Source organism: Micromonospora sp. NPDC049060 (genome assembly GCF_040649055.1).
GTDB classification, from domain to species: domain Bacteria; phylum Actinomycetota; class Actinomycetes; order Mycobacteriales; family Micromonosporaceae; genus Micromonospora; species Micromonospora reichwaldensis.
The window spans coordinates 1-26467 of sequence record NZ_JBEZEV010000059.1; the positions used below are offsets into that span (position 1 = coordinate 1).

General features: G+C 73.1%; 22 protein-coding genes. 13 read left to right on the top strand and 9 right to left on the bottom strand.

Annotated features, from left to right (window positions below):
* From AB0B83_RS20305 to AB0B83_RS20320, 4 genes are all read right to left on the bottom strand, one after another.
* The coding region (locus tag AB0B83_RS20305; protein ID WP_357579502.1) for a non-ribosomal peptide synthetase at nucleotides 1-1820 on the bottom strand (1820 nt) is incomplete at its 3' end.
* Between the two features lie 153 nt (nucleotides 1821-1973).
* A complete protein-coding gene (locus tag AB0B83_RS20310) occupies nucleotides 1974-2576 on the bottom strand; it encodes a cysteine hydrolase (RefSeq protein ID WP_357579503.1) in 603 nt (200 codons plus the stop codon).
* Between the two features lie 11 nt (nucleotides 2577-2587).
* Nucleotides 2588-4669 carry a glycogen debranching N-terminal domain-containing protein gene (locus tag AB0B83_RS20315; protein ID WP_357579504.1) on the bottom strand — a complete coding sequence of 694 codons (2082 nt, stop codon included), beginning with the start codon at nucleotides 4667-4669 and terminating at the stop codon, nucleotides 2588-2590.
* Nucleotides 4662-5033 carry an SCP2 sterol-binding domain-containing protein gene (locus AB0B83_RS20320; protein ID WP_357579505.1) on the bottom strand — a complete coding sequence of 124 codons (372 nt, stop codon included), beginning with the start codon at nucleotides 5031-5033 and terminating at the stop codon, nucleotides 4662-4664. The genes AB0B83_RS20315 and AB0B83_RS20320 overlap by 8 nt, the downstream gene beginning before the upstream one ends.
* Nucleotides 5034-5226: 193 nt before the next feature.
* Here AB0B83_RS20320 and AB0B83_RS20325 point away from each other — a divergent pair, with 193 nt between their 5' ends.
* Nucleotides 5227-5988 (top strand): sulfite exporter TauE/SafE family protein, encoded by a 762-nt coding sequence (locus AB0B83_RS20325; protein ID WP_357579506.1) that lies wholly within the window; start codon nucleotides 5227-5229, stop codon nucleotides 5986-5988.
* An 87-nt stretch (nucleotides 5989-6075) separates the two neighbouring features.
* On the opposite strand, the gene AB0B83_RS20330 is transcribed toward AB0B83_RS20325, so the two are convergent.
* Entirely contained in the window at nucleotides 6076-8763 is a 2688-nt protein-coding gene (locus tag AB0B83_RS20330; RefSeq protein ID WP_357579507.1) for a PIG-L family deacetylase, read from the bottom strand.
* 417 nt (nucleotides 8764-9180) lie between these two features.
* Here AB0B83_RS20330 and AB0B83_RS20335 point away from each other — a divergent pair, with 417 nt between their 5' ends.
* From AB0B83_RS20335 to AB0B83_RS20390, 12 genes are all read left to right on the top strand, one after another.
* Entirely contained in the window at nucleotides 9181-10350 is a 1170-nt protein-coding gene (locus tag AB0B83_RS20335; RefSeq protein WP_357579508.1) for an ROK family protein, read from the top strand.
* 50 nt (nucleotides 10351-10400) lie between these two features.
* Nucleotides 10401-11453, top strand: coding sequence for an extracellular solute-binding protein (locus AB0B83_RS20340; protein ID WP_357579509.1), 1053 nt, complete (start codon nucleotides 10401-10403; stop codon nucleotides 11451-11453).
* A 92-nt stretch (nucleotides 11454-11545) separates the two neighbouring features.
* Nucleotides 11546-12619, top strand: coding sequence for an ABC transporter ATP-binding protein (locus tag AB0B83_RS20345; RefSeq protein WP_357579510.1), 1074 nt, complete (start codon nucleotides 11546-11548; stop codon nucleotides 12617-12619).
* Entirely contained in the window at nucleotides 12616-14409 is a 1794-nt protein-coding gene (locus AB0B83_RS20350; RefSeq protein WP_357579511.1) for an iron ABC transporter permease, read from the top strand. The genes AB0B83_RS20345 and AB0B83_RS20350 overlap by 4 nt, the downstream gene beginning before the upstream one ends.
* Nucleotides 14406-15380 (top strand): creatininase family protein, encoded by a 975-nt coding sequence (locus AB0B83_RS20355; RefSeq protein WP_357579512.1) that lies wholly within the window; start codon nucleotides 14406-14408, stop codon nucleotides 15378-15380. Before AB0B83_RS20350 ends, AB0B83_RS20355 begins: the two co-directional genes overlap by 4 nt.
* Complete coding sequence (locus AB0B83_RS20360; RefSeq protein WP_357579513.1) at nucleotides 15377-16330, top strand: amidohydrolase family protein; 954 nt, start codon at nucleotides 15377-15379, stop codon at nucleotides 16328-16330. Before AB0B83_RS20355 ends, AB0B83_RS20360 begins: the two co-directional genes overlap by 4 nt.
* Nucleotides 16331-16393: 63 nt before the next feature.
* Complete coding sequence (locus tag AB0B83_RS20365; RefSeq protein ID WP_357579514.1) at nucleotides 16394-17851, top strand: lyase family protein; 1458 nt, start codon at nucleotides 16394-16396, stop codon at nucleotides 17849-17851.
* Nucleotides 17852-17891: 40 nt separating this feature from the next.
* Nucleotides 17892-18821 (top strand): ROK family protein, encoded by a 930-nt coding sequence (locus AB0B83_RS20370; protein WP_357579515.1) that lies wholly within the window; start codon nucleotides 17892-17894, stop codon nucleotides 18819-18821.
* A 272-nt stretch (nucleotides 18822-19093) separates the two neighbouring features.
* Complete coding sequence (locus tag AB0B83_RS20375; RefSeq protein WP_357579516.1) at nucleotides 19094-21514, top strand: carbohydrate-binding module family 20 domain-containing protein; 2421 nt, start codon at nucleotides 19094-19096, stop codon at nucleotides 21512-21514.
* Nucleotides 21515-21695: 181 nt separating this feature from the next.
* A complete protein-coding gene (locus tag AB0B83_RS20380; protein ID WP_357579517.1) occupies nucleotides 21696-22340 on the top strand; it encodes a dihydrofolate reductase family protein in 645 nt (214 codons plus the stop codon).
* Between the two features lie 112 nt (nucleotides 22341-22452).
* Nucleotides 22453-23013: a dihydrofolate reductase family protein gene (locus tag AB0B83_RS20385; protein WP_357579518.1), complete on the top strand. Its 561-nt coding sequence runs from the start codon at nucleotides 22453-22455 to the stop codon at nucleotides 23011-23013.
* An 82-nt stretch (nucleotides 23014-23095) separates the two neighbouring features.
* Nucleotides 23096-23964, top strand: a protein-coding gene (locus AB0B83_RS20390; RefSeq protein WP_357579531.1) for an IS5 family transposase whose coding sequence is annotated in 2 segments (ribosomal slippage) — nucleotides 23096-23444 and nucleotides 23444-23964 — 870 coding nt in all. Because the reading frame shifts where the segments join, the coding sequence is not laid out codon by codon here.
* Between the two features lie 14 nt (nucleotides 23965-23978).
* On the opposite strand, the gene AB0B83_RS20395 is transcribed toward AB0B83_RS20390, so the two are convergent.
* From AB0B83_RS20395 to AB0B83_RS20410, 4 genes are all read right to left on the bottom strand, one after another.
* Nucleotides 23979-24611, bottom strand: coding sequence for a hypothetical protein (locus AB0B83_RS20395; protein WP_357579519.1), 633 nt, complete (start codon nucleotides 24609-24611; stop codon nucleotides 23979-23981).
* 123 nt (nucleotides 24612-24734) lie between these two features.
* Nucleotides 24735-25067 (bottom strand): hypothetical protein, encoded by a 333-nt coding sequence (locus tag AB0B83_RS20400; RefSeq protein ID WP_357579532.1) that lies wholly within the window; start codon nucleotides 25065-25067, stop codon nucleotides 24735-24737.
* Nucleotides 25068-25232: 165 nt separating this feature from the next.
* A complete protein-coding gene (locus AB0B83_RS20405; RefSeq protein ID WP_357579520.1) occupies nucleotides 25233-25688 on the bottom strand; it encodes a hypothetical protein in 456 nt (151 codons plus the stop codon).
* 157 nt (nucleotides 25689-25845) lie between these two features.
* Nucleotides 25846-26331: a hypothetical protein gene (locus AB0B83_RS20410; protein ID WP_357579521.1), complete on the bottom strand. Its 486-nt coding sequence runs from the start codon at nucleotides 26329-26331 to the stop codon at nucleotides 25846-25848.
* Nucleotides 26332-26467: the final 136 nt, after the last annotated feature.

Sequence of the window (26467 nt, forward strand, 5' to 3'; positions counted from 1 at the left end):
TCGTTCTCGCCGCCGGCGGTCGTCGGATCGGCCAGCACTTCGTCCCGTAGGCGGTCGGCCATCGCGGCCACGGTCTGCGCCTCGAACACGATCGCGGCGGAGATCGGCAGCCCGAACCGCTCGCGCAGCCGGACGGCGACCATCGTTGCCCGCAGCGAGTGCCCGCCCAGGGAGAAGAAGTTGTCGTCGCGGCCCGGCGACCTGCCGAGCACCTCCGCCCACACCTGGGCCACCCGCCGCTCCAGGTCGTCGCGGGGCGCCTCGCCGACCCGCTCCGCCGGTGCGGGGAGCGCGGCCCGGTCCAGCTTGCCGTGCGGCGTGAGCGGCAGGGCGGCGAGCCGGACCCACGCGGCGGGAACCATGGTCGCCGGCAGGTACCGGGCCGCGTGCTCGGCGAGCGCCACGTCGTCCGGGCCGGCCTCGGGCACGACGTACCCGACGAGCCGGGGGCCGGCCGTGCCCTCGTGCAGCCCGACGGCGGCGGCCCGTACGCCCGGATGACGCAGCAGCACGCTCTCGATCTCGCCCAGCTCGATCCGGTGGCCGTGCAGCTTCACCTGGTCGTCGACCCGGCCGGCGAAGTGGTAGGTGCCGTCCGGTAGCTGGCGCGCCAGGTCGCCGGTGCGGTAGAGGCGGCTGCCCGGCGGCCCGTACGGGTCGGGCGGGAAGCGCTCGGCGGTCAGGGCGGGACGGTCGTGGTACCCCCGGGCCACGCCCGGCCCACCGATGAACACCTCGCCCAGGCTGCCGGCGGGCACCGGACGCAGGTCGTCGGTGAGCAGCCGGATGGTGGCGCCCGCGGCCGGATGCCCGAGCGACGGCGGGCCGTCGCCCTCGACCGCCACCTCCCCGGCCATCGCCAGCACGGTGGCCTCGGTGGGCCCGTACAGGTTGACGGTGGTGAACGTGTGCTCGGGGCGGGGGCGGGCCAGCAGCTGCTGGCCCCCCGCGCCGAGGATGCGCAGTGCCCCGTCGGGCGGCGTCGGCCGGGTCAGCACGGCCTCGGCGAGCGGGGTGGGCAGCGTCGCCGAGGTGATCGCGTGCGCGGCGAGCCAGTCCACCAGCCGGTCGGGATCGACGCGGGTCGCGTCGTCGGGCATCCAGAGGCTGGCGCCGGCCACCAGCGGCGCCCAGATGTCCCACACCGACGCGTCGAAGCCGGGGGAGAACAGGTGCAGGCAGCGGTCGTCGGGACCGAGGCGCTCCGCGTCGGCCCGCCACCGGGCCAGCCCGCGCAGCGAGCCGTGCTCGACCATGACCCCCTTCGGCAGGCCGGTGGACCCGGAGGTGTAGATCACGTAGGCGAGGTCACCCGGGCCGACCGGCACGGCCGGCGGGCGGTCGGGGTACGCGGCGAGCGTGGCCCGGTCGTCGTCGAGCAGGACGACCGGGGTGCCCGCAACCACCAGGTCGGGCCGGACCAGCGACCGTACGGTGACGAGCACCCGCGCCCGGGAGTCGGTGAGCATGTGCCGGACCCGCTGCGGCGGGTAGCCCGCGTCGATGGGCAGGTACGCCGCGCCGGCGGTGAGCGCCGCCAGCACGCTGACGATCCCGTCGACACCGCGGGGCAGCAGGACGGCGACGAGGTCGCCTCGGCGTACCCCGGTGGCCCGCAGGTGCCGGGCCAGCCGGTTGCTGCGTGCGCGCAACTCCCCGTAGGTGACGAGGGCGTCGTCCGTGCCCAGCGCCACCGCGTCGGCGGGATGCCGGCCGATCGCCTCATGGACGAGGTCCGCGTGGTGTGGCTCGCCCCCGGCGGGCTGGCCGGACGGCCGGGCGGGGACGGGGGGCGCTGACCAACCGCTTTCCTTGATCATGATGCGCCGGATGCTGCCAGCGCGGCACGTCCGTCGTCAATGCAAACGGGCCGGGCTAGGGGCTGTCCGGGCAGTTGTCGGGGCTGGCCGGCCGCCCACCGGAGCGGCCCGGCCGGGGCGGCCGCCGGGCGACGGGCGGCCCGGCCCGACTGCTCACCTCGACAGGCGGTCGACGGCCTCGGCGGTGGTGACCACCTCGCCGAGTTGCCCCAGCGTCTCCAGGCTCGCCCGGTGCGCCTCGTCGGTCGCGGCGGTGCACGCGTCGGAGACCACCACCGGCCGGTAGCCGAGGTTGACCGCCTCGAACGCGGTGCCGGTGACGGAGAGGTTGGTGGCGACGCCGGTGAACAGGACGGTGTCCACGCCCCGGCGCCGCAGCACGGTGTCGAGTTCGCTGCCGAAGAAGCCGGTGAGCCGGACGTGGGTGATGACGACGTCGCCGGCCTCCGGCGCGAGTTCGTCGACGATCCGGGCCTTGGGCGCGCCCTCGAGGAAGGCCTGCCGCTCCCGGAGCATGGCGAAGCTGGGCGTGTTGGGGATGAGGTCCGGGTATCCGGGCCGGTGCGCGACCCGCGTGTAGATGACGAGGCCGCCACTGGCGCGCACCGCCGCGGCGACCTGCGCCGCGTACGAGGCGACGCGGTGCCGGGAGACCTGCGCGGCGAAGAACGGACCGAACACCCCGTCGGGACTGACGACCTCGTGCTGCCAGTGGACGCCGACGACGGCTGTCCGCATCGGGTCGAGTTCTCGCATCGTCCCTCCCGTCACGGGGCGGAGAGCTGCTGCGGCGCCGGCTGGTGGCCGCGTCCGCCCGCGCCGGCCGGCCCTCTGCCGTACGCGTCGAGGCGCCCCCACCGCCCGGGAATGTCCAGCAGCGCCACGAAGTCGAGACTAGCGGGCAGAGCGGGCCTGATCACGAGGTCTTCGCCGACCGGTTGCAGCCCGAGCATCGTGCGCAACAGCAGCAGGGTGGCCCCGGCGGACCACGCCTGCGGGCTGCACGCGGTGGGATAGTTGACCGGATACTTGGTCTCGGCCCGGGGGTAGCCGGCGAACGCCTCGGGCAGCCGGCCGTCGTAGAAGGCCGCCGCGTCCAGGATCCCGGCGGCGATCCGGGCCGCCTCGTCGGCGTACCCGTAGCGGCGCAGGCCCCAGGCGATGAACGAGTTGTCGAACGGCCAGATCGTCCCGACGTGGTACCCGATCGGGTTGTAGCGGCTCGCGCTCTCGGCCAGCGTGCGCACCCCCCAGCCGCTGAACAGCGCGGGCGACATCAGGTGTCGCGCCAGGGCGGCGGCCTTCGGCTCGTCGACGATGCCGCTCCACAGCAGGTGGCCGATGTTTGACGACAGCGCGTCCACCTGGCGGCCGTCACCGTCGAGCGCGAGGGCCATGTACTGCCCGTCGGCGACCCAGAAGTCGCGGTTGAAGCGCTGCCTGAGCTCGGCGGCGTCCCGTTCCAGCCGGTCCGCGTACGCCGGGTCGTCCCAGATCGTCCGGGCGAGCCGGGCGGTGCGCATCTTCGCGTCGTACGCGTACCCCTGCAGCTCGCAGGTCGCCCGGGGGAAGCCGGGCAGCCGCCCGTCCTGGTACGAGATGCCGTCCCAGGAGTCCTTCCAGCACTGGTTCTCCAGGCCGTTGCGGGTGTTGCGCCGCTCGTAGGAGATGTAGCCGCTGCCCGTCAGGTCGGCGTAGTCGTCGATCCAGTCGATCGCCGCCCGCGCCTCCTGTTCGACCGAGCGGACGAGCGCGGCGTCGCCGGTCCAGCGTTCGTACTCGTCGAGCAGCACCAGGAACAGGGGAGTGGCGTCGGCACTGCCGAAGTAGGGAGTGTGCGGCGTCTCCTCGAACACGCTCATCTCCCCGTACCGCATCTCGTGCAGGATCCGGCCGGGCTCCTCCTCCCGGAAGTCGTCGACCCGGCTGCCCTGCCGCAGCGCGAGCACCCTGAGGGTGGTGGCGGCGAGATCGGGCGCGAACGGCAGCGCCTGGAGGCTGGTGAGGATGCTGTCCCGGCCGAACAGGCTCATGAACCAGGGCAGGCCGGCGGCCGGCACGCTCCGGTCCTCGGCGAGGAACGGGCTGAACCGCAGCGCGGCCAGGTCGATCAGGCTGCGCCGGTACGCGCCGCGCAGGGGCTCGAAGCCGGATTCCAGCCGGGGCGCCTCCGCCAGCCAGTCCTTGAGCCGGCGCTCCTTGTCCCGGCTGCGCGCCCGTCCCGGAATCGTGAGCCGTTCCAGCCCTCGCGGCATCGGCAGGTCCGGCTCCGCGGTCAGCCTGGTCCGCCACCTGCCGTGCGGTTCGAGGTGGACCGCGAACGTCAGCCCGTCCTCGTCCAGTTCCGCCGGCGTCGTCGCGGAGACGATCGTCTCCCGCCGGAACCGTTCCCGCTCGTAGCCGAGGACGAGGCGCCCGTCGTCGACGCGCCGGTAGTGCCGGCCCTTCTTCCGCGCCGTCGCGTCCTTGACCTCGAAGACGTCCGCGAAGTCGGCGTCCACCTCGACCCGGACGGTCAGGTCGACCGGCTGGCCGGCATGGTTGGTGATGCTCAGCTCCTCGTGCAGGCCGGCGTCGAGCGTGTGTGCCCGCCGCACGGAGAGCGTGCTGTTGACGTAGACGTCCTGGTGGCCGGGGACCAGGTAGAACCGGTTCTCGAAGTAGTGGATGTCGTCGATGGCGAGGGTGCTCAACCGCTCCCCGTCGATCGTGAGCACCCACTTCGACAGCAGGCGCGTGTCGTGGGCGAAGAGGCCGAGCGGGGTGTCGGGCGACGGGAGGATGTCGCCGGCCCGGTCGCAGACCAGGAACGTGGTGCCGTCCAGGATGCCCACCTGGTCGTCACTCATGGCCGCCTCCCCGGCGGCGCGCGTCCCGGGACGTGGGCGGCGGCGGAAAGAGCTTCCGGACGGTCGCGAAGAGCCGGGGGCTGCCCGCCACGGCCGCCTCGCCGCGCAGCACGGTGGTCAGGAAGTACGCCTCCCCGCTGGCGATCCGGTCGAACACCGCCCGGTCCGCCTCGACGACCGCGTCCCCGCCGGTCGCCTCCTCGGAGACCCTGACGTCGCCCTTGTCGATGGAGACCAGCCAGTGCGCGGTCCGGCCGTCACGGCTGATGTCGAAGCGCACGCTGCCCTCGTCGATCGCCCTGAGCCGGCGGTCGTGCCCACGGCGCGCGAGGCCGTGGAAGAAATCCTCGGTGGCATCCGCCATCGCGACCCTCCTCACCGGCCACCATTCCCCGGAAACGTCGCCACCGCCTCACCCGGAGAAGGTGAACTTCGCGCGGCCCCACCGGGGGTCGCGCCCACCGCCGGCCGGCCCCGAACCGTCCCACGCGTTGCGGGCCGGGCGGCCCGGCCGACACCCGCCCCGCCGCCGGGCATCGCCACTAGCCTGGGATCCGATGGATCCCATCCAGGCGACGCTGCTCGTCGCCGCCGGTGTCGCCACGGGCGCCTTCAACGCGGTCGCGGGCGGCGGTTCCCTGATCGCCTTCTCGGCGCTGATCGCTGCCGGCATCCCGCCGCTCACCGCCAAGCTGACCAGCACCGTCGCCGTCTTCCCCGGCAACGTGGCGAGCGTCGCCGGAGGGTACCGGGACCTGCCGCCCCGCGGCGACGTACGACGCGTCCTGCCCGCGGCGGTCGTCGGCGGCGTCGCCGGGTCGGTGCTGCTGCTGGTGACGCCCACCCGCGTCTTCGACATGATCGTGCCGTTCCTGGTGCTCGCCGCGTCGGCCGTCCTCGGTCTGCGGGGCTGGCTGGACGGCCTGGTCCGGCGCTCCGCGCTGCGGGACCGGCGGGCACACCCGGCGGCCCTGCAACTCTCCGTCGCCCTGGGCGGCCTCTACGGCGGTTACGTCGGCGCCGGGTTCGGCATCGTCCTGGTCGCCGGCCTGGCGCTCCTCCAGCACGAGCCGCTCACCAGGACGATCGCCCTGAAGAACCTGCTGTCGGCCGTCATCTCGTTCACGGCGGTGGTGCTCTACGTCCTCTTCGGCACCGTCAACTGGGCGGGGGTGGCAGTCGTCGCCCCGGCGACCGTCGTCGGCGGCTACGTCGGCGCCCGATTGCTCCGCAGACTCCCCGAGGGCCCGCTCAGGGCGGTGGTCGTCGCGTTCGGGGTGCTCTTCGGGCTGTTCCTGCTGAGGCGCAACGTCCTGTAGACCGCGCTGCCGCCGGGGAGTCTCGGCCCCGACGACGGTACGGGCCCCTGCCGTCCGCTCGGATGGCAGGGGCCCGTCGCGCACCGGTCAGGCCAGCGGGACCTGGCGGGCGAGCGCGGCGCCGCCGGCCTCGAAGGCCGCCAGGACCGAGGTGGGCGTGCCACCGGTCGCCGGGACCACGACGGTCACCGGCCGGCCGGAGGACACCTGCACCGAACGCTCACCGAGCGACCGGTCGCCGTCCCAGGTGTGCAGGTACACCGTGCCGGCGCGGTCGGCCCGGACGGTCACCCGCACGCCGCCGGCCACCTGCCGCTGGTCGGTCAGCCGCAGCGCCCGCTCGGGCAGCCGGGTGACGGCGGCCGGAGCCACGCCGTCCACCGCCGACTGCGCGATGGTCTGCGGGCTGTGCACGCTGCGGGCGGCGGTGTCCGGGAAGACCGGGGCACTGGGCTGCCGCTGGGCCGGGGTGAGGCCGGGCAGGGTGACCAGGCCGTAGCGGTACGGGTCGGCCCGCACGCCGGTGAAGGTGGACCAGCCCAGCCGGGACTGGGAGCTGAGGTCCTGGGTGTCCGAGTCGTACACCAGCACGTTGAAGCCCATCCGCGCCGGGTCGATGGCGTCGGGCAGCACCGCGAACGGGATGCGCGCCTCGATGGTGTAGCCGGTGTACGGCGCGGTGACCTTGCTGACGACGGTCATCCCCGGGGCGGTCGTGGCGCCCGGTCCTTGTCGGTTGTCGGCGTCGCGCTGCCAGCAGGGCGGGTCGCCGTTGGCGGGGTCGTCGGTGACCGGGAAGATGCCCGCCTTGAACACGGTGGAGGTGTCCGTCGAGTTCCCCTTCGGGTCGACGATGATCTCCACGCTGTCGGTGCGCCGCTGCCGCTTGCAGTCCTGCGGCACCACCTTCTTGCCGAGCACGTCGTCGGTGACCTGTACGAACACGACGAGCGCGTCCTCGGTGAAGGCGATCCGGCCGGTGGCCGAGGCGTCCTGTGGCGTGGTGGCCTGTCCCTCCCAGATGCGGGACAGGTCCAGGTCCTCGCCGGGGTACTCGCCCGGGGAGGCCACCCCGTCGACGGCGTGGTCGTGCCCGGCGTGCGGCACCTCGCTGGTCGGCACGATCTCCAGGGCGCCGGTCTCCACGGTGCTGCCGGCGGCGCTGGTGGTGGTGATGGTGATGCCGTAGTCGCCGCCCTCGTTGGCGGTCGGCAGGCTGGCGTCGCTGTTGGTGACGGTGAAGGTGACCGCCCCGGTCGCGCCCGGCGCCAGGGCCGCGTAGCTCTTGGTCGGCGCGTCGGCGGTGAAGCCGGCCGGCAGGCCGAGGGCGACGGTGCCACTCTGAGCGGTTTCGCCGTGGTTGCGCAGGTCGACCCGGACCGTCCGGCTCTTGCCGGAGCCGAGGGTCAGCACCGGCTTGATCAGGGTGTCCAGCTGCGGGTAGCCGCTGTCGCCGGCCCAGGTGCGGAACAGCCCCACCTCGGGCAGCGGCTCCAGGGTGCCGCGCACGTCGGCGACCACCCGGACCGCGCGGTCCGTACGGCCGGCGCCCTGCCCGGTGGTGAGGGACGCGCCGACGAGGTGCTGCTCGTTGGTGTCGGCGCCGGCGGGGACGGTCACGGTGAAGGTGACGGTCCGCTCCTTGCCGGCCGGTACGGCGCCGCGCACCGCACCGGAGCCGCTGGCGGTCCAGCCCTGCGGCAGCCGCAGGGAGACCCGGGGCGAGGTGAGGGCCCGGTTGCCGGGCGCCCGCACGTGCGCGGTGACCTCGACGCTCTGCCCGGGGGCGAGGTCGAACCGGTCGGCGGTCAGGTAGAGCTCGGTGCCCTTGGGCAGCCCACCGGCGGCCGGGGGCAGGACCGAGCCGCGCAGGATCGCCTCGGGCGAGGTGTCCGCCGGGTCGTACGGGACGCGGCTGTCGACCAGGGTGTAGAAGTCGCAGCGGATCTTCGCGGGGTCGGTGGGGGCGGCGGCGGTGTTGGCCCAGCCCTGGGTCACGTAGTCCCGGCGGGCGTCGACCTCGACCTCGGCCCAGGTCTTGCCGCCGGCGCTGCGGGCGCCCTCCCAGACGCCGAACACCTGGTCGGTCGGAACGGCCGGCACGAAGCCGGTGGCGCACTGCGGCCCGGTCGTCGAGCTGCCGCTGCCGCCCGTACGCAGGAACTTCGCCGCCCGGAACGGCTTGAGCCCCTCCTTGGTGACCTGCTCCGGGAACGCCTTCGGGTCGGCGGCGGCGTGGAACGCCTCGGCGGCGAAGCGGGCGGCCTGCTGGTGGTTGCCGTGGTTGCCGGGCGTGGGCGACGGGTTCATCGTCATGACGATCTCGGGCCGGGTCTGCCGGATCACCCGGACGATCTGGGCGAGGGTGTCGTCGTGCCCCCAGATCTGCTCGGACAGGGGCGCGGACGCGGTGTACCAGAAGTCGACGCGGTCGAGGTTGTAGAGGTTCTCCACCCCGGCGCGGCCGATCGCGGTGCGTTCCTCGCGCTCGCGGATGATGCCCAGCGGCGGGCCCTCCTCCAGGCCGACGGCGTTGCCGCCGCCCTCGCCGCGGGTGATGGTGACGACGCCGGCCTTGGCGCCGTGCTTCTCCTTCCACTGGCCGAGGGTGGCGAGGCTGCCGGCCTCGTCGTCGGGGTGCGCGCTGACGAAGAGGACGTCCAGGTCGACGGCGTCGGTCGGCCGGGCGTCGGTGGGTGCGGCGAGGGCCACGGCCGGTGTCCCGGACAGGGCCAGGGCGAGCGCCGTGGGTAGCAGGAACGCCTTGAGACGCATGCGAATCCTTTCGCGTGACGCGAGGTCCGGGCAGCGGCCGGCGACGTCGGACGCGGGGCGTCGACGTGGGGGTCGCGGTCGGACGGTGAGAGGGCGGGCAGGGGCGCCGGGGCACGAGGAAGCGCCGGCGTCACCTCAGGTACGCAGCGGCACGGGGGTCCGTACACACTGGAAGGCCTTCGCCCGGTGACGCTAGGGACCGGCGCGAGGGCCCGTCAATGCTTTGCAAGGTCTTTCTTTATTTGCGAAAGAAACTAACCCCCCGCCGTCCGAGGTGTTGCGGGTGGTGAGCGCGCCCGTCCGGCGGCCTCCCCGAGGCCCAAGGAAGGGCGTTTCTGCTGCTCAAGAAGGAGGCCGCAAGGTAACGAGACGGTTTCGTTACTTGACTCGATAGTTCGTTCGCCGTAGGAAGGAAGTGTGACTGACGTGGTGACGCCACCAACGAGCCCGGTGAGCCGGGAGCGGTCGAAGGAGATCAAGCGGTTGTCCGTGATCTCCACCGCCCGCCAGGTGCGGGTGCTCTCCCGCGCCGAGCTGACCGAGCTCACCGGGCTGAGCCCCGCCACGCTCACCCCGCTCGTGCGCGAGCTGATCGCCGAGGGGTACCTCATCGAGCGCGGGCCCGGGACCGGGACCTCCCGCACCGGCCGACCACGGGCGATGCTGGAGTTCAACCCCCGGGCCGAGCTGGTCGCCGCCGTCTCCCTGGAGCCGTCCCGGATCAGCTGCGAGATCGCCGACAGCGACGGCGCCGTCATCGCCCACCGCGCGGTCCGGCTCGCCGGCGACATCGTCGACACCATCTGCCGCTCGGTGCCCGAACTCGCCGGCGACGGGCTGCCGGCGCTGCGCGGGGTGGCCATCGCCGCGCCCGGCATCTCCACCGGCGGCGCCGTGCGCCTGGCCCCCTCGGTCGGCCTCGTCGAGGGCCGGCCGGTGGGGGAGTCGGTGCAGCGGCGGCTCGGGGTGCCGGTGGTGGTGGACAACGACGTGAACCTGATGGCGGCCGGCGAGCACGCCGTCGGCGCGGGCAGCGACGTCGCCGACCTGCTGCTGCTGCACGTGGCCGACGGCATCGGCGCCGGCCTTGTGCTCGACGGGCAGGTCCGCCGGGGCGCCGGCGGGGCCGCCGGCGAGGTCGGCTTCCTGCCACTGGACCCGACCGACCGGGGCCACGACGGGATCGGTCCGTTCGAGGCCCGCTGGTCGGAGAACGCCATCGCCGAGCGGATGGTGGCGCTGGCCCCCGGGCGGCGGCCGGATTCGCCCGTGGCCGACCTGGTGGCGCTGGCGGCCATCGACGACCGGGCCGCCGCCTACCTGGACGACGTGCTCGCGGCCTGGTCGCGGCTCATCGTCTCCTGCGTCTGCGTCGTCGACCCCGGGCGGGTGCTGCTCAGCGGGGCCGCCGCCCACCTGGACGACGCCGCCGTCGACCGGCTCCAGGCGCTGGTCACCGCCGCCGCGCCGAGCAGCACCGAGGTGCGCCGGGCCGTGCTCGGCGACCGGGCGGTGCTGCACGGGGCGGTCAGCTACGCCCTCTCCGCGGCTGCCGCCGGCATGCCGACCCTGCTGCCGACTCCTTGACCACACACCACGCACACCGCAGTTCCCCCCACACCCCTCGGAGGTACCCCATGAGACGTCGACTTCTCCTCGCCGGTGCGCTCGCCACCGTGCTCGCCGCCGGCACCGCCTGCGGCGGCGGCGGTGGTGGTGACGACGCGGCCGGCGGCGCGAGCGCCGAGAAGCTGACCATCTACACGGCCCGCGACAAGAAGGTCTCCACCTACGTCGTCGACCAGTTCACCGCCAAGTACCCCGAGTACAAGGGCAAGGTCGAGATCCTCAACCTGGGCGCCCAGGAGATCCTGGAGCGGGTCCGCGCCGAGAAGGCCAACCCGCAGGCCGACGTCTGGTGGGGCGGCACCCAGCAGGGGCTCTCCGCCGGCGCCGGCGAGGACCTGCTGACCTCCTGGCAGCCGGCGTTCGCCGCCAAGATGGACCCGAAGTACAAGGACGCCGAGGGCCGCTGGTTCGGGGAGATCCTGCTCCCCGAGGTCATCATGTACAACAACAAGGCGCTCACCCCGGAGCAGGCCCCGAAGGACTGGGACGACCTGCTGAAGCCGGAGTGGAAGGACAAGATCATCATCCGGGACGTGGCCGCGTCCGGCACGATGCGGTCGATCTACGCCGCCATGATCATGCGGCAGTCCCCGGACGGCAGCAACCCGCAGCCCGGCTACGACTGGCTCAAGAAGCTCGACGCCAACACCGGCGCGTACGCGGCCAACCCGACCGACCTCTACCTGAAGCTCTCCCGCCAGCAGGGCGTGCTCAGCGCCTGGAACCTGCAGGACGTCCTGCTCCAGGCCAACCAGTCGAACATGCCGTTCGGCTACGTGATGCCCGCCTCCGGCGCCCCGGTGCTGGTCGACGGCATCGCCGCGGTCAAGGGCGGCAACACGACCGGCGCCCAGAAGTTCATGGAGTTCCTCTTCGACGACAAGCTCCGCGCCGACCTGGCCAAGGACTACTACCAGATCCCGGCCGTGGACATCGCCGAGAAGCCGGAGTGGCTGGCCCAGCTCGGCCTCAAGCCGCTGGACGTCAACTGGGACGTCATCGGCAAGAACGAGACCGAGTGGATCAACCACTGGAACGGCCAGATCAAGAACAAGGGCTGACCGCCCGGGCGTTTCGGGGGCGGGCCCGTCCCGCCCCCGCGCCCCCACCTGACGACCGTCCAGGTCCGGTACCGCACGAAGGAGAGGACCTCATGATCGATGTCACGCTCGAGTCGGTGAGCAAGCGCTTCGCGCGCGGCGGCGACACCGCGGCCGTGGACGACGTCGACATCACCATCGCCGCCGGGGAGTTCTTCACGCTGCTCGGCCCGAGCGGCTGCGGCAAGACCACCACCCTGCGCATGGTGGCCGGGTTCTACTTCCCCACCTCCGGCCGGATCCGGTTCGGCACCGAGGACGTCACCCGCCGGCCGCCGAACAAGCGCGACACCGGCATGGTGTTCCAGAACTACGCCCTCTTCCCGCACATGAGCGTCGCGCAGAACGTCGCGTACGGCCTGAAGATCCGCAAGGTCGGGCGGGTCGAGGCGCGCCGGCGGGTCGAGGAGGCGCTCGGCCAGGTGCACCTCGCCGGCTACGGCGACCGGCGCATCGACGAGCTCTCCGGCGGCCAGCAGCAGCGCGTCGCCCTGGCCCGGGCGCTGGTGATCCGGCCCCGCACCCTGCTGCTCGACGAGCCGCTGTCGAACCTCGACGCCAAGCTGCGCGAGGAGACCCGGGTCGAGATCCGCCGCATCCAGCGCGAGGCCGGCACCACCTCCATCTACGTCACCCACGACCAGGCCGAGGCGATGGCCATGTCGGACCGGATCGCGGTCATGCAGTCCGGCCGGGTGCAGCAGATCGGCGCCCCGCAGGAGATCTACCACCGCCCGGCGACCAGCTTCGTGGCCCGCTTCATCGGCCGCAGCAACGTGCTCACCCTGCCGGTGGTCGCCGCCGACGCGCAGAGCGTCACCGTGGGCCTGCCCGCCGGCGGCGAGATCGCCGCGCCCGCCCCGACCGACCACGGCCTGCGCCAGGGCGACACCGCGTCGGTCTCCGTCCGGCCCGAGCACATCGGGCTGACCTCGGCCACCGAGGCGGGCGCACTGCCCGGCCGCGTCACCGAGGTGGAGTTCACCGGCATGGCGACCAACCTCGTGGTCGACGTGGCCGGCGAGCCCGTGCAGGTCGCCGCGATCGACGTGCCGGCCGGGATCGCCGCCGGCGACCAGGTCGGGCTGCGGCTGAACCGGGAGCGGATGTGGGTGGTGCGCCCGTGAGCACCCTCCCCGCCACCCCCAGCCCGGCGACCGTCGCGCCGATCACCGGCGAGCCGACGCCGCCGCGCGGCCCGCGTCGCCGGTTCGCCGACCGGTTCGCCGGCGGCACCGGCTCGCGCTGGTTCCCGTACGTCCTGGTCTTCCCGCTCGCCCTGATCCTCTTCGGGTACGTGGTGCAGCCGATGTTCGCCACCTTCGCCGAGAGCGTCGGCGTGGACGGGGTGGAGAACTACGGCAGCTTCGTCACCGGCGGCGGGGTCGCCCGCTCCTCCCTGGTCACCTCGCTGATCATCTCCGCGGCCAGCGTGCTGCTCTGCGGCGTCGTCGGCGTGGCGATGGCCTTCCTGCTCAAGCGCTTCTCCTTCCCGGGCCGCAAGCTGATCGAGGCGATCATCCTGGTGCCGGCGGCGCTGCCGCCGCTGATCGGGGCGATCTCGTTCCAACTGCTCTACAGCGAGACCGGCATCCTGCCGCGCGGCCTCCAGCAGCTCTTCGGCGCCGAGAACCCGGTGCTGCCGTTCAGCGGCATCGCCGGCGTGCTGGTCGTGCACACGTTCACCATGTACCCGTACTTCTACCTGTCCGCCTCAGCCGCGCTGTCGGGCATGGACCCGTCGGTGGAGGAGGCGGCGTACAACCTGGGCGCCGGCCGGGTCCGCGTGTGGCGCACGGTGCTGCTGCCGATGCTCACCCCGGCGCTGGTCTCCGCCTCGCTGCTGGTCTTCATGACCTCGCTGGCGTCGTACACCGCCCCGCTGCTGTTCGGGGTGGACCAGACGATGACGATGCAGATCTACATCAACCGCACCAACGGCGACCTGCCGATGGCCTCCACGTACGCCTCGGTGCTCGGCGTGGTCTCGGTGCTGTTCCTGCTCGGCATGCGCTGGTACGAGGGGCGGCGCAGCTACCGCTCCCAGTCCAAGGGCGTCGCCGCGCACCGCCGCGAGATCACCAACCCGCTTGGCAAGTGGCTCGCCCTGGTCGCCTCGGTCCTGGCCACCGCGGTCCTGCTCGCGCCGGTGGCGACCATCGCCCTGGTCGCGTTCTCCGAGGACGGCTCCTGGACGACCGAGGTCATCCCGGCGGCGTACACCACGCAGAACTTCGTCACGATCTTCTCCGACCCGGCGGCGTTCCAGCCGATCCTCAACTCGCTGCAGATGAGCCTCATCGCCACCGTCGCCTGCGTCGTCGTCGGCGTGCTCATCGCGTACGCGGTGCGCCGGCTGGACTTCCGCGGCCGGGGACTGCTGGACGTGGCGGTCATGCTGGCCTGGGCGCTGCCCGGCACGGTGGTGGCGATCAACCTGATCTCGGCGTTCAGCACGGGCAACGCGTTCAGCTTCGGCCAGGTGCTGATCGGCACCTTCTGGATCATGCCGCTGGCGTACTTCGTGCGGTTCCTGCCGCTGGTGTTCCGGTCCAGCTCGGCCGCCCTGGCGCAGCTCGACCCGTCGCTGGAGGAGGCCGCGCGCAACCTGGGCGCGTCCTGGTGGCGGGCGTTCGGCACGGTCACCCTGCGGTTGATGCTGCCCGGCGTGGTGGCCGGCGCGCTGCTCGCCTTCGTGCACGGCGTCGGCGAGTTCGTCGCCTCGGTGCTGATCTACACCTCCGACACCGCGCCGATCTCGGTGGAGATCAACAATCGGATGTACTCGTTCGAGGTCGGCACCGCCGCCGCGTACGGCATGCTCCAGGTTGTCCTGATCTTCGTGGTGATGGTGGTCTCCGGTCGCCTGGAGGGCGGCCGGCGGTCGAGTCGGGAGGCGGCCAAGTGGACGGCGTGAGCGCGGCCTGGCCGGCGGGCGGCGGGCTGGTCCCCGCCGCCCGGATCCCCGGCGGGGAACTGGCGGCGGTCGCCGAAGCGGCGGACTTCGCGGTGCTCCCGGTCGGCGCGGTCGAGTGGCACGGCCCGCACCTGCCGCTCGGCACCGACCTGATCCTCGCCGAGGGCTTCGCCGCCGAGAGCGCCCTCGGCGGCGACGACGCGGCGGCGCCCGGCGACGGCGGCGCGACTCCGGCCGGCGATCGGGCCACCCCGGCGGGCCCGCGCGGGGTGCTCTTTCCCGCCGTGCCGTACGCCGCCTGCCCCGGCCAGACCCGGCCGTGGCCGGGCACGGTGTCGATCCGGCCCGAGATCGCGGTCGGCTACCTCGCCGACGTGATCGAGGGGATCGTGGCCGCCGGCTTCCCCCGGCTGCTGATCGTCAACGGACACGACGCGAACATGTCGACCGTCCGCGCCGCCATGGAGTGGGTCTCCGGGCGGCGCACGGCGAGTCTGCTGCTGGTCAACTGGTTCCAGCTGGTCACCCCGGCCGAGACCGCCGAGCTGTACGGGCCGCTGCCGGCGCGCGGGCACGGCGGCGCGTACGAGACCTCCGGTGTGCTCGGCTTCGACCCCGGCGCGGTCCGCCTCGACGCGGTCGCCGACCTGCCGCCGAAGCCGAAGCTGCCGGTCACCCACCCGTACGTGCTGGTGGAGTCCCGGCCCGACCCGTGGCAGGGCTGGTCCGGGCACATCTCGCTGGCCGGCGAGGAGGTGGGCCGCCGCGTCCGGCAGCTGGCCGGCGCCCGGCTGCGCGAGGTGATCGCCGCCTGGGTGGCCGCCCCGCCGCCCGCCCCGCCCACCGACGCCCCGCTGCCCACGGACGTCCCGCTGCCCGCCGAGGCCCCGCTGCCCACCGTCGCCCCGCCGGCCGCCGACGCGCCACCGGCCGCGCCGGCCGGCGGACCCGAGCCCGAGGAGGCGCCGTGACCGTCGACCGTGGACTGGACGTCGTCGACTTCCACCTGCACTTCCGCATCGGCGCCGACGAGACCATCCGGGCCTGCGAGCACGCCGCCGACATGCACCCCGGCGGCGAGCACGAGCGGGCGGTCCGCGCCGCCGGCTCCGCCCCGTACGCGCGGCAGTGGCGGCAGGCGTGGGGCTTCCCCGACCCGGAGCCGCCCGCCGAGCGCTGGCAGGACGAGGCGGACCGCTGGGCCGAGGAGCTGCGCGCCGTGAACGTGCGCCGGGCGGTCTTCGTCACCGGCGGCGGCAACGACACCGTCGCCGACGTGGTGGACCGCCACCCCGACCTGCTGCTCGGCTTCGCCCACCACGACCCGTACGGCGCCGGCGCCGCCGCCGAGCTGGAACGCGCCGTCACCGAGCGCGGCCTGCGCGGGCTGAAGCTCTTCGCCCCGCTGCTGCGCGGCCCGCTCGACGACGAGGCCCTCGACCCGCTCTGGGGCGCCGCCCAGCGCCTCGGCGTCCCGGTACTGATCCACATCGGACACTACGGCAGCGCCGGCGGCCTGTCCCACGGCCGGTACGGGGGCCCGGACGAGCTGGCCCGGATGGCCCGCCGCTTCCCCGAGCTGGCCGTGGTGGTGCCGCACTTCGGCGTCCAGCACGTGCAGGACCTGCTCTTCGCCGCGTGGGGCTGCCCGAACATCCACGTCGACACCTCCGGGTCTAACCAGTGGGTGCGCTGGATGCCGTACAAGCTGACGCTGGACGAGCTGTTCCGGCGCTGCTACGAGACCATCGGCCCGCACCGGATCGTGTTCGGCAGCGACTCGTCGTGGTTCCCGCGCGGGTACGTCACCCGCTACCTCGACGACCAGCTGCGGATCTGCCGCGAGCTGGGGCTGCCCGACGACCACCTACGCGCGATCTTCGCCGGGAACGCCGAGCGCCTGCTCGGCCTGGACGACTGACCGGCTGACGCCCGGACGCGACGCGCGCCGCCGCGCCCGGCACGGAAGGAAGTAGAGACCGTCATGAGCACACCCGCGCTGACCACCTATCAGCGGCACCACCTCCGGCCGACCTACGACCACCACGTCGGGTACCTCTTCCCGGCGATGGTGCGGGCCAGCCAGGCCCACGTGGTGATGCTGGTCGAGCAGGGGCTGGTGCCCGCCGAGCGGGGCGCCCGGCTGCTGCGCGGGCTGGCCGAACTGCGCGCCGACACCGCCGGCGCGCCCGAGTTCGACGGCACCTTCGAGGACACCTACTACCTGATGGAGAAGCGGCTGGCGCAGGCGTGCGGCATCCCCACCTCCGAGCTCGACGTGCAGATGGCCCGCAGCCGCAACGACCTCGACGCCGGGGTGTTCCGGATGCTGCTGCGCGAGCAGCTCCTCGGCGTCCTCGACCGGGTGCTCGCCGCCGGCGCGACCGCCCTGGACTCCGCGCACCGGTACGCCGACGTGGTGATCACCGGATACACCCACCGCCGGCCGGCGCAGCCCACCACCATCGGGCACGCCCTCGCCGGCTACGCCGAGGCCCTCGCCGGGGAGGCCGTCGCCTACGCCGAGCTGATCGACCAGCTCAACGTCTCGCCGCTGGGCTCCTGCGCCTTCGCGGGCACCGACCTCGACATCGCCCCCGCCCGGGTGGCCGAGCTGCTCGGCTTCGACGGCCTGGTCACCAACTCGTACGAGGCGGTGGCCGGCGCCGATCATCTCGTGCGGGTCGGCACCCTCAACGCCCAGGCCCTCGCGACCGGCGCCCGGCTGGCCCGCACCCTCATGGACTGGCTGAGCTGGCGCTGGGTGAGCACGCCCGGCGACTTCACCCAGGGCAGCAGCATCATGCCGCAGAAGCGCAACCCGGTGGTGCTGGAGCACCTCGTCTCGATGGCCGGCGCCACCGCCGCCGACGCCGCCAGCGTGCTCAACAACGTCGGCGCCGCCTGGTGGGAGGACTCCAACAACGCCACCACCGACGTGCAGGTGCGGCTCTGGGAGAGCAACGACCGCACCGACCGGTTCTTCGCCCTGCTCGGCGGCTTCCTCGCCGAGATCGAGCCGCTGGAGCCGCCGTCGGCCGAGGAGATCGTCGCCTCCGGCGCCACCACCACCGCCGCGGCCGACGCGCTGACCCGGCACGGGGTGCCGTTCCGGGCCGCCCACTCGGTGGTCGGCCGGCTGGTGCGGGGCGGGGCCCCGGCCACCTGGACCGCGCAGACCGTCCGGGCGGCGGCGGAGGGGATCGCCGACGGGCTGACCGACGCGGCGGTCGCCGACCTGATCGCCGCCGCCGTACGCCCGGAACTCGTGCTCGACCGCGCCCAGGTCGACGGTCCCGGCGCGGACGCGGTGCGCGCCCAGGTGGCGGTGCTGCGCGGCACGTTCGACACCGTCGCCGGCCGGCTGGCCGCCGTCCGCGACCGCCTCGCCGCCGCCGACGAGGCGCTGGATGCGGTCGCCGCGCAGGGGGCGGCCCGATGAGGGCCCGCGACGCGGCGGCCGGGACGGCGGGGGTGGTCCGGTGAGCGTGCGACTCGCCGGCCGGGCCGCCCAGTCCGCGCCGCCGGCCGGCGACGAGGGCGTGCTGCTCGGCATCGACTTCGGCGGCACCAAGATGGCGGTCGGGGTGGCCGACGGCGAGGGCCGGCTGCTGGCCCGCGAGCGGGTGCCGACGTACGCCGAGCGGGGTGCCCCGCAGGCCCTGGACCGCGCCCTGGAGCTGGCCGCGAAGCTGGTGGGGGAGGTCGGCGCGCCGGTCGCGGCGGCCGGGATCGCCTCGCCCGGCGTGGTCCGCTCCGACGGCATCGACCTGGCGCCGAACGTGCCCGGCTGGGACGGGCTGCGCCTGGCCGACGCGGTCCGGGACCGGCTGGCGGTGCCGGCAGTGGCGGTCGACAACGACCTGAACGCCGCCGCCCTGGCCGAGCTGCGGCTCGGCGCGCTCCGCGACGCCGACCCCGGCCTGGTGGTGGGCCTGGGCACCGGCGTGGCGGCGGCGGTCACGGTCCGCGGGTCGGTGCTGGCCGGTCACCACGGGGCGGCCGGCGAGATCGGGTACGCCGTGGCCGGTGGCCCCTGGCCGGGCACGATGCTGGAGCTGGGCTTCTCCGGCCGGGCGCTGGACCGGCTCGCCGAGTCGCTCGGCGTGCCGGGCGGGGCGCGGGGGCTGGCCGCCGCCGCCGAGCGGCCCGGCCCGGCCCGGGACGCGCTGACCGCCCGCGCCGACGAGCTGGCCCGGCACCTGGTCACCTGCTGCCTGCTGCTCGACCCGCAGCGGGTGGTGCTGGTCGGCGGGGTGGCCGGCAACGCGTTGATCCGCGGCCTGCTGGGGGAGCGGATGGCGGCGGTCCTGCCGTACCCGCCGGAGGTGGTGCTGTCGCGGTTCGCCGACGACGCCGCGTTGCTCGGCGCCGTCATCCTCGCCCGCGAGGCGGTGCCGACCCCCCGCTGACCGGCCCGGCCGGCGCCGCCGTCAAGCACGCCGGCGCTTGCAAGGACTTGCAGAGTGCGAAGCCGACGATCCACCATGGACCGTCGGCTTCGTGGCTTTTGGGGGCTATGAACGAGACCTGTTGGGGCCGTCGGCAATGTTGCCATGAAATTTCGAGAAGTTTGCTGCAAGGTATTGCAGGGCCTGCCGTCAATCGAGCATTGTCTTTGCTACCCGGACGGCCGTCCCTTCTCGTCAGTGCCTCTTCGTCCCCGGAAGTAGGTCCTCCTGTCATGGCACGATCCACACCGCCCCTGCGCGCCCGCATCCCCCGCCTGCTCCTCGCCGCCGCCGTCGTCGCGTCCGGCGCCACCCCGCTCGTGGCGACCGCCGCCGCGCCCGCCCACGCCGCCGTCGCCCTCAACGACAGCGAGGTGACGGCCAACCTGTGGGAGTGGAACTGGAACTCGGTCGCCGCGGCCTGCACCGACCACCTCGGCCCCGCGGGCTACGGCGCCGTCCAGGTCGCGCCGCCGCAGGAGTCGGTGAGCCTGCCCAACAGTGCCGACGGGGCGCACCCCTGGTACGAGGTGTACCAGCCGGTGTCCTACAAGCTGGAGAGCCGCTTCGGCAACCGCCAGCAGTTCGCCGCCATGGTCACCGCGTGCCACGCCGCCGGCGTGCGCGTCTACGTCGACGCGGTCGTCAACCACATGGCCGGCGTCAACAACGCGGCCGGCACCGTCGGCTACGCCGGCACCACCTTCACCGGCTACGACTACCCGGCCGTGCCCTACGGCTACGGCGACTTCCACCACCCCGGCGACAACTGCCCGACCTCCGGCGGCATCACCGACTGGAACAACGAGTCCCAGGTGACCAGCTGCGAGCTGCTCTCCCTGTCGGACCTGTACACCGAGAAGGAGCACGTCCGCAACAAGATCGCCGCGTACCTCAACGACCTCATCGGGCTGGGCGTGGACGGGTTCCGCGTCGACGCGGTCAAGCACGTCAAGAAGGCCGACTTCGCGGCCATCCTCGGCAAGCTGAACAACACCGTCGCGGAGAACAAGCGCCCGTACGTCGCCCAGGAGATCTTCGACGGCGCCTCCAACGACGCGCTCAAGGCGCGGGCGTTCATCGGCAACGGCGACGTGCTCGACTTCGGGTACGCCAAGGGCCTGCGCTCCAGCTTCCAGGGCTCCATCGCGAACCTCGCCAACGTTCCCAACTGGAACCTCGACGCGCCCAGCGCCAACGTCTTCGCCATGGTCACCAACCACGACCTCGAACGCGACGGGGTGGTGCTGTCCTACAAGAACGGCAGCGACTACACCCTGGCCAACTACTTCGCGCTGGCGTACCCGCACGGCAAGCCCTCGGTCTACGACAGCTTCACCTGGTCGAACCGCAACCAGTCGCCGCCGGCCACCGGCAGCGGCCACGTGACCGACACCGTCTGCGGCGGTGCCTGGACCTGCCTGACCCGGTCCACCGGGATCAAGGGCATGGTCGGCTGGGCCAACACCGCCCGCAACGTCAAGACCGTCTCGGACTTCACCGTCGTCAACAGCAACGTCATCGGCTTCCACCGGGGCGACCGCGGGTGGATCGGCATCAACGACTCCGCCGCCGCCAGCACCGCCCAGTTCGTCACCGGCCTCGCCGACGGCGCGTACTGCGACGTCATCTCCGGCGCAGCCTCGGCCGCCGGGTGCACCGGCGCCACGGTCACCGTGACCGGCGGCCGGGCCACCGTCACCATCCCCGCCAACGGCGCGGTCGCCATCCACGCCAACGCCCGGGGCGGCCCCGCCGCGAAGGTCGCCGCCACGTTCACGGCCACCGCCTCGCTGCCCGCCGACCGGACGCTGCACCTCGTGGGCGACACCCCCGTGCTCGGCAACGGCGACCCGGCCACCTCCGTGCCGCTCACCCGCACCGCCACCGGCGCGTGGACCACGACTGTCGACCTGCCGGCGGCCACCGCCGTCTCCTACCGGTACCTGGTCAAGAGCGGGTCCACCGTGGTCGAGCAGGAGGCCGCCAGCCGCACCTTCACCACCCCCGCAGGCGGTACGACGACCCGGACCGACACCTACGTGCCGGGGCCCGTGGGGGACACCGTCGCCACGACCTTCACCGTCACCGCCACCGTGGCCACCGGCCAGGAGGTCTACGTCGTCGGCGGCGTACCGGCGCTGGGCAACTGGGCGCCGGCGAACGCGGTGCGGCTGCCCGCCACCGGCGGGGTGTTCCGCAGCGTGGTCGACCTGCCCCGGTCCGCCACCGTCGAGTACAAGTTCATCAAGAAGACCGCGGCCGGGGTCGTCACCTGGGAGTCCGGCGCGAACCGGAGCCTCACCACCCCGGCGGGCGGCACCCACACCGTCACCGAGACCTTCCGCGGCGACACCGCCGGACCGGTCGCCACCGCCTTCCACGCCACCGCCACCACCTCCTTCGGCCAGAACGTGTACGTCGTCGGCAACCTGCCCGCCCTCGGCGGCTGGAACCCGGCGAACGCCGTCGCGCTCTCCCCGGCCGACTACCCGGTCTGGCGGGCCACGATCAGCCTGCCGCCGAACACCGCCGTCGAGTACAAGTACCTGAAGAAGAACGCCGACGGCTCCGTCACCTGGGAGTCCGGCGGCAACCGGAGCTTCACCACCCCGGCGGGCGGCACCCACACCCGCACCGACACCTGGCGCTGACGCCACCGGGTGGCCGGCCCCGCCGGGGCCGGCCACCCGGCCGTCCGGGCCAAGCGTCGCGCCGTCCGGGAGATCTTCGCTCGGCACGCCGCAGCGCGCGCGGTCACCCGTCCGGACACGGTGCGTGATCTATCGTGAGTGCCGAGTGCCGGACCGAACACCAACTCACCGGGGGTAAGACGTGGGCCTGATCCACATCGAACTGTTCGCGACCCTCGACCTCGTCGCCCAGGCGCCCGGCGGCCCCGACGAGGACCCGGTGGGGTTCCCGTTCGGCGGCTGGCAGGCGCCCCTGCTGGACGCGGCCTCCGGGGCGCAGGTCGCTGCCGCCTACGAGGGCACCGACGCCCTCCTGCTCGGCCGGCGGACGTACGACATCTTCGCCGCCTACTGGCCGCACCAGGAGGGCGGCGAGGACGACGAGATCGCCACGCTCTTCAACAGGGTCCCGAAGTACGTGGCCTCCCGCGGCAGGCCCGACCTCTCGTGGGCCGGGTCCACGCAGCTCGGCCCGGACCTGGCCGGCGCGGTGCGCGAGATCCGCGACCGGCACGAGCACGTGAAGGTCGTCGGGAGCCTGAACCTGGTGCAGACCCTCCTGCGCGAGAAGCTCTTCGACCGTCTCGACCTCTGGGTGCACCCGATCGTGCTCGGCGTCGGGAAGAAGGTGTTCGACGGTGGCGCGGTGCCCACGAACGTCACCCTGCTCGAACCGCCGGTGGCCGGCCCGAAGGGCACCGTCTACCTGCGCTACGGGCTCGCCGACGGCACGCCCGCGACGGGGGACATGAGCGCGCCCGAGCGCGGTGCCGGACGCGACGACTGAAGCCGCCCGACAGGTGGCCCGGACGGCCCGCCGGATTGTCGGGCCCCCGTCTCATACTGGGCCACCAGGCTGCCAACGGTCGCACGAGACGACCCGACAACGAGGCGGAGAGATGGCCAAGCTGATCAACACCGACATCGTGTCCCTCGACGGCTACGTCAACGACGAGAACGGCAAGTTCGGCTGGAGCGAGCCGGTCGAAGAGGTGCACCGCTTCCTCAACGACCTGGACCGGGGCATCGGCACCCACCTGTACGGCCGCCGGCTATACGACGTGATGTCCTACTGGGAGACCGCCCACGAGCAGCCCGGCCACCCCGACTACATCCTCGACTACAGCGAGATCTGGCGCTCCGCCGACAAGATCGTGTATTCGTCCACGCTGGAGGAGCCGCGCAGCGCCCGCACCCGCATCGAGCGCACGTTCGACCCGGAGGCGGTCCGCGCCCTCAAGGAGTCCGCCACGCGCGACCTGGCGATCGGCGGCGCCAACCTGGCCGCCCAGGCCCACCGGGCCGGCCTGGTCGACGAGATCTGCCTCGTCATCTGCCCGGTGCTCGTCGGCGGTGGCACGCGCGCCCTCCCCGACCGGGTCCGCCGCAACCTGACCCTGCTCGACCAGCACACCTTCTCGCAGGGCACGATCTTCGCGCGCTACCGCGTGGACGGTTGACCCGGCGTCACCGGCACTGCCACGACACGGCCTAGGGCGTGTCCTGTCGATCTTGTAATGGTTGATCGTTGACGATGTGCTGGTGGTACGTCGTGGTGAACTCACCGACGAGGCGTGGGCGGTGATCGCGCCGCTGCTTCCCAAGCCAGGTGGTTCGCGGGGGCGGTGGCGGGATCACCGGCAGGTCATCAACGGGATCTTGTGGAAGCTGCGCACGGGTGCGCCATGGCGTGACCTGCCGGAACGTTTCGGGCCGTGGAAGACCTGCCACGAACGGCTGCGCCGCTGGACGGCCGACGGGACGTGGGATCGGATCCTCGCCGCCGCGCAGGTGCATGACGACGGCACACCGGTGCAGTGGACGATCAGTATCGACTCGTCGATCGTGCGGGCGCACCAGCATGCCGCTGGCGCCCGCAAAAAGGGGGCTCCCCGACAACTTCGGCGACGCCTGGTGCGCAAGATGGCGAGGCCATCGGCCGATCCCGCGGCGGACTGAGCACAAAAATCCACCTCGCCGTCGACGGACGCGGCCGGCCGTTGTCGATCCTGCTCACCCCGGGCCAGGCCGGCGACAACCCCCAACTCCTCGCGCTGCTAGATGCGATCCGGGTCAACGAGCCTGGCCCCGGACGGCCCCGCAAGCGGCCTGAGGTACTGATCGCGGACAAGGGCTACGCGCACGACTCGACCCGCCGAGCGCTACGGCGACGAGGGATCCGACACGTCATCCCGGAACGCTCCGACCAGGTCACCCGACGGGCCGCCAAGGGCAGCGCCGGCGGGCGGCCACCGGCCTTCGACAAGGCGGTCTACCGCAAGCGCAACGTCGTCGAACGCTGCTTCAACCGGCTCAAGCAGTGGCGCGACCTGGCCACCCGCTACGCCAAACGGGCATCTCTCTACCGCGCCAGTCTTGTCCTCATCGCCGCCATTATCTGGCTCCCATGATCAAGGCAGGATCCCTAGTCGCCGAACCGCTCGGTGAAGTTGTGGACGAATGTCTCGGTCGTGTCTCCCGCAAACACCGGGCGAACCGCACCGAACTTCGCCAGCATGGCGCGAGCCCCGGGCAGGTCCCCCGACACCGCGAGGCAAACGGCCAGGGTTCCGTACTCGACCTGCGATTTCGGCCGTCCGACCAGCGTTTCGATCACCTTCGGCAACGTCTGGTTGCCGCCCAAGAACGGCTCACCATAGGTCATCAAGTCGGCGACGACCTGAGCAACAGCTTCGTCCACCTGTTCCGGCGACGCGACCCACCAGCGAAACGGCTTGACCTCGCACGGCTCCGCGTCGTGCACCAGGTTGATCATGCTTGCACCCACCTGACACACGGTGCCTGTGTCACCGAAGAGCTGCCTCTGCAACTCGGCGGCGCCGGCATGTTCCACGCCCACGCTGGAGCTGAGCGAGACACCGTCACCACCAGCGAGGTTGACGCCGAAGTGGAAGACGACCCCGTGCACGGGCTCGCGCACGAAGGCAACCTCATCGTCGGGCGCGAAAGCATGCGGCCGCCATCCACCGGGTGCCAGCTGCTCGGTCAATCGATCGGCCACCCGCATCGGGATCTGGGCGACTTGCTCCGGTGTCACCGAGGAATCGTCACATGCGAGGCCTTGACCCTTGCAGCGGCACAGGCGCAGCGCGACGCCCGGCGCGGATAACGCCCACGATCGCGTAGCTGGGTCGTGCATCCATGATCGACAGGACAGGGCCTAGGCGGCCGACGCCGCCCGCGGGTCGTTCGGCCGGATGCGCTGCGCCAACCCGGGCACCGAGAGGTCGGAGCGGCCCTGGCCGCCAGCCGGCCGTGTCGCGTGCGGCGCCGGCTGCCCGGAGCCGGTGCGGGCCATGCGCAGGGCGCGCTGGGCGTTGTTCCAGGCCGGGCAGGGCCAGGCCTGGCCCGCGCAGAGCAGGTTGCGGCAACCACCGTCCCCGTCCGGCTCGTGGGCGTCGGCCACGTCCAGGGCGAGCTTCCACAGCAGCGGGTCGGTCACCTCGGCGGGACGGTCTGCCTGACGGTCGGACCGGGCGGTGGTGTCGGACACGAGTTGATCCCCCTTGAGCGCAGATGCGATCTTCACCTTCTCCAGTCTGCCTGCCGACGAAACCTCGACACCCCTTCCAGGCTGCGCAACAGGGCGCCGGAGGGCGCGCAGGCCGGGGCCGGGTGAGCCAGATCACGGAGCAGCCGTGCCGAGACGGCCGGCGGGCTACCGCAGGTCCGACAGTTGCGGTGGCACCTGGCAGACCAGGCCGGTCGAGTTCATGCGGTCGGTGATCGCGACCCCGTCGACGACCGGAACGACGAACTGGGGCTTGCGACCGGTGGACAGCGCTGCGGCATGGCGTTCCCGGCTGTCGACCAGGCTCTCCCAGTCCGACAGCCAGTCGGCGGTCGGGCGGTCGTCGCGCAGCCGGGCACTCCCCAGGCGCCGTACCTCTGCCACCATGGCGCGCACCGCGTCGTTCTGCTGCCGGATCGCGCGTACCTCAACCTCCGTCGCGGCCCGCGGTGGTGCGGCCCGCACCGCCACGGCGGCCCGCATGGCGGTGCAGGCGCGCTCCGCGACCTCGGCCACCTCGGGGCTGTCGATCAGCCCTGGACGGTCGTGGCCGCCGTACGTGTGGACGAACAGGCCCAACAGGCACAGGCACGAGGCCACCACGGCGACACCTGCCGCGAGAACGGCGCCCGGTGACGCCCCGGGCTGACCTTCCGGGCGGACGCGGGGATCGACGCCCGGCGGTGGGGGCGGGAGGGTCACAGGGTCGTCTCCGATCGCCGGTGCAGGCTCTTGGCCGTTCTCTCCGACGGCCCGGTCGTCACTCGGCGCGGTGCGGGGCTCGCGGCGGCCGGTTCCGGCGCATCCGCAGCGCCGCGACTGCGGCGACGATCAGCAGGACCGCCAGGGTCGGTCCACCCGCGATGACCATGAGCCCCGCTCCGATGTTGGCGCCGATCCCGCCGGCGGTCAGCACCCGCCAGGCGAGGCCGAGGAGGACGCCGGCCGCGACGAGCGGCGCCAGCACCCACCACCACCGGCGATCGAGACGGCGGCGTGCGGTGGCCCGGATCAACCAGGCGAGCGCGAGGGCGACGCCGACGCACGCCAGGACGCCGACGATCCGGTCTCCCGCCGCACCGAGGCTCACCGGCCGGATCGCGTAGTCCAACTCGACGCCCTCGGCGGCGAGCTGTCGGGCCTCGTCGCCGGTCAGGTCCCCGATGAGCCACCAGGCGGCCACCGGGGTGCACAGGACCAGGACGAGCGCGGTGATCGGAGACGTCGGTCGGTGCTGCTTCGTCATGCCTGTGGCCTTCTCCCGGCGATCTTGTCCAACCAGCTCGGGTAAGTATGTGGGTGGCCTCCGGGCGGGGCGTGAGCACACCTACTCAGGGCGGCCCGCGGGTCGACCGGCGGCGCGGACGGGACATCGACGGGGA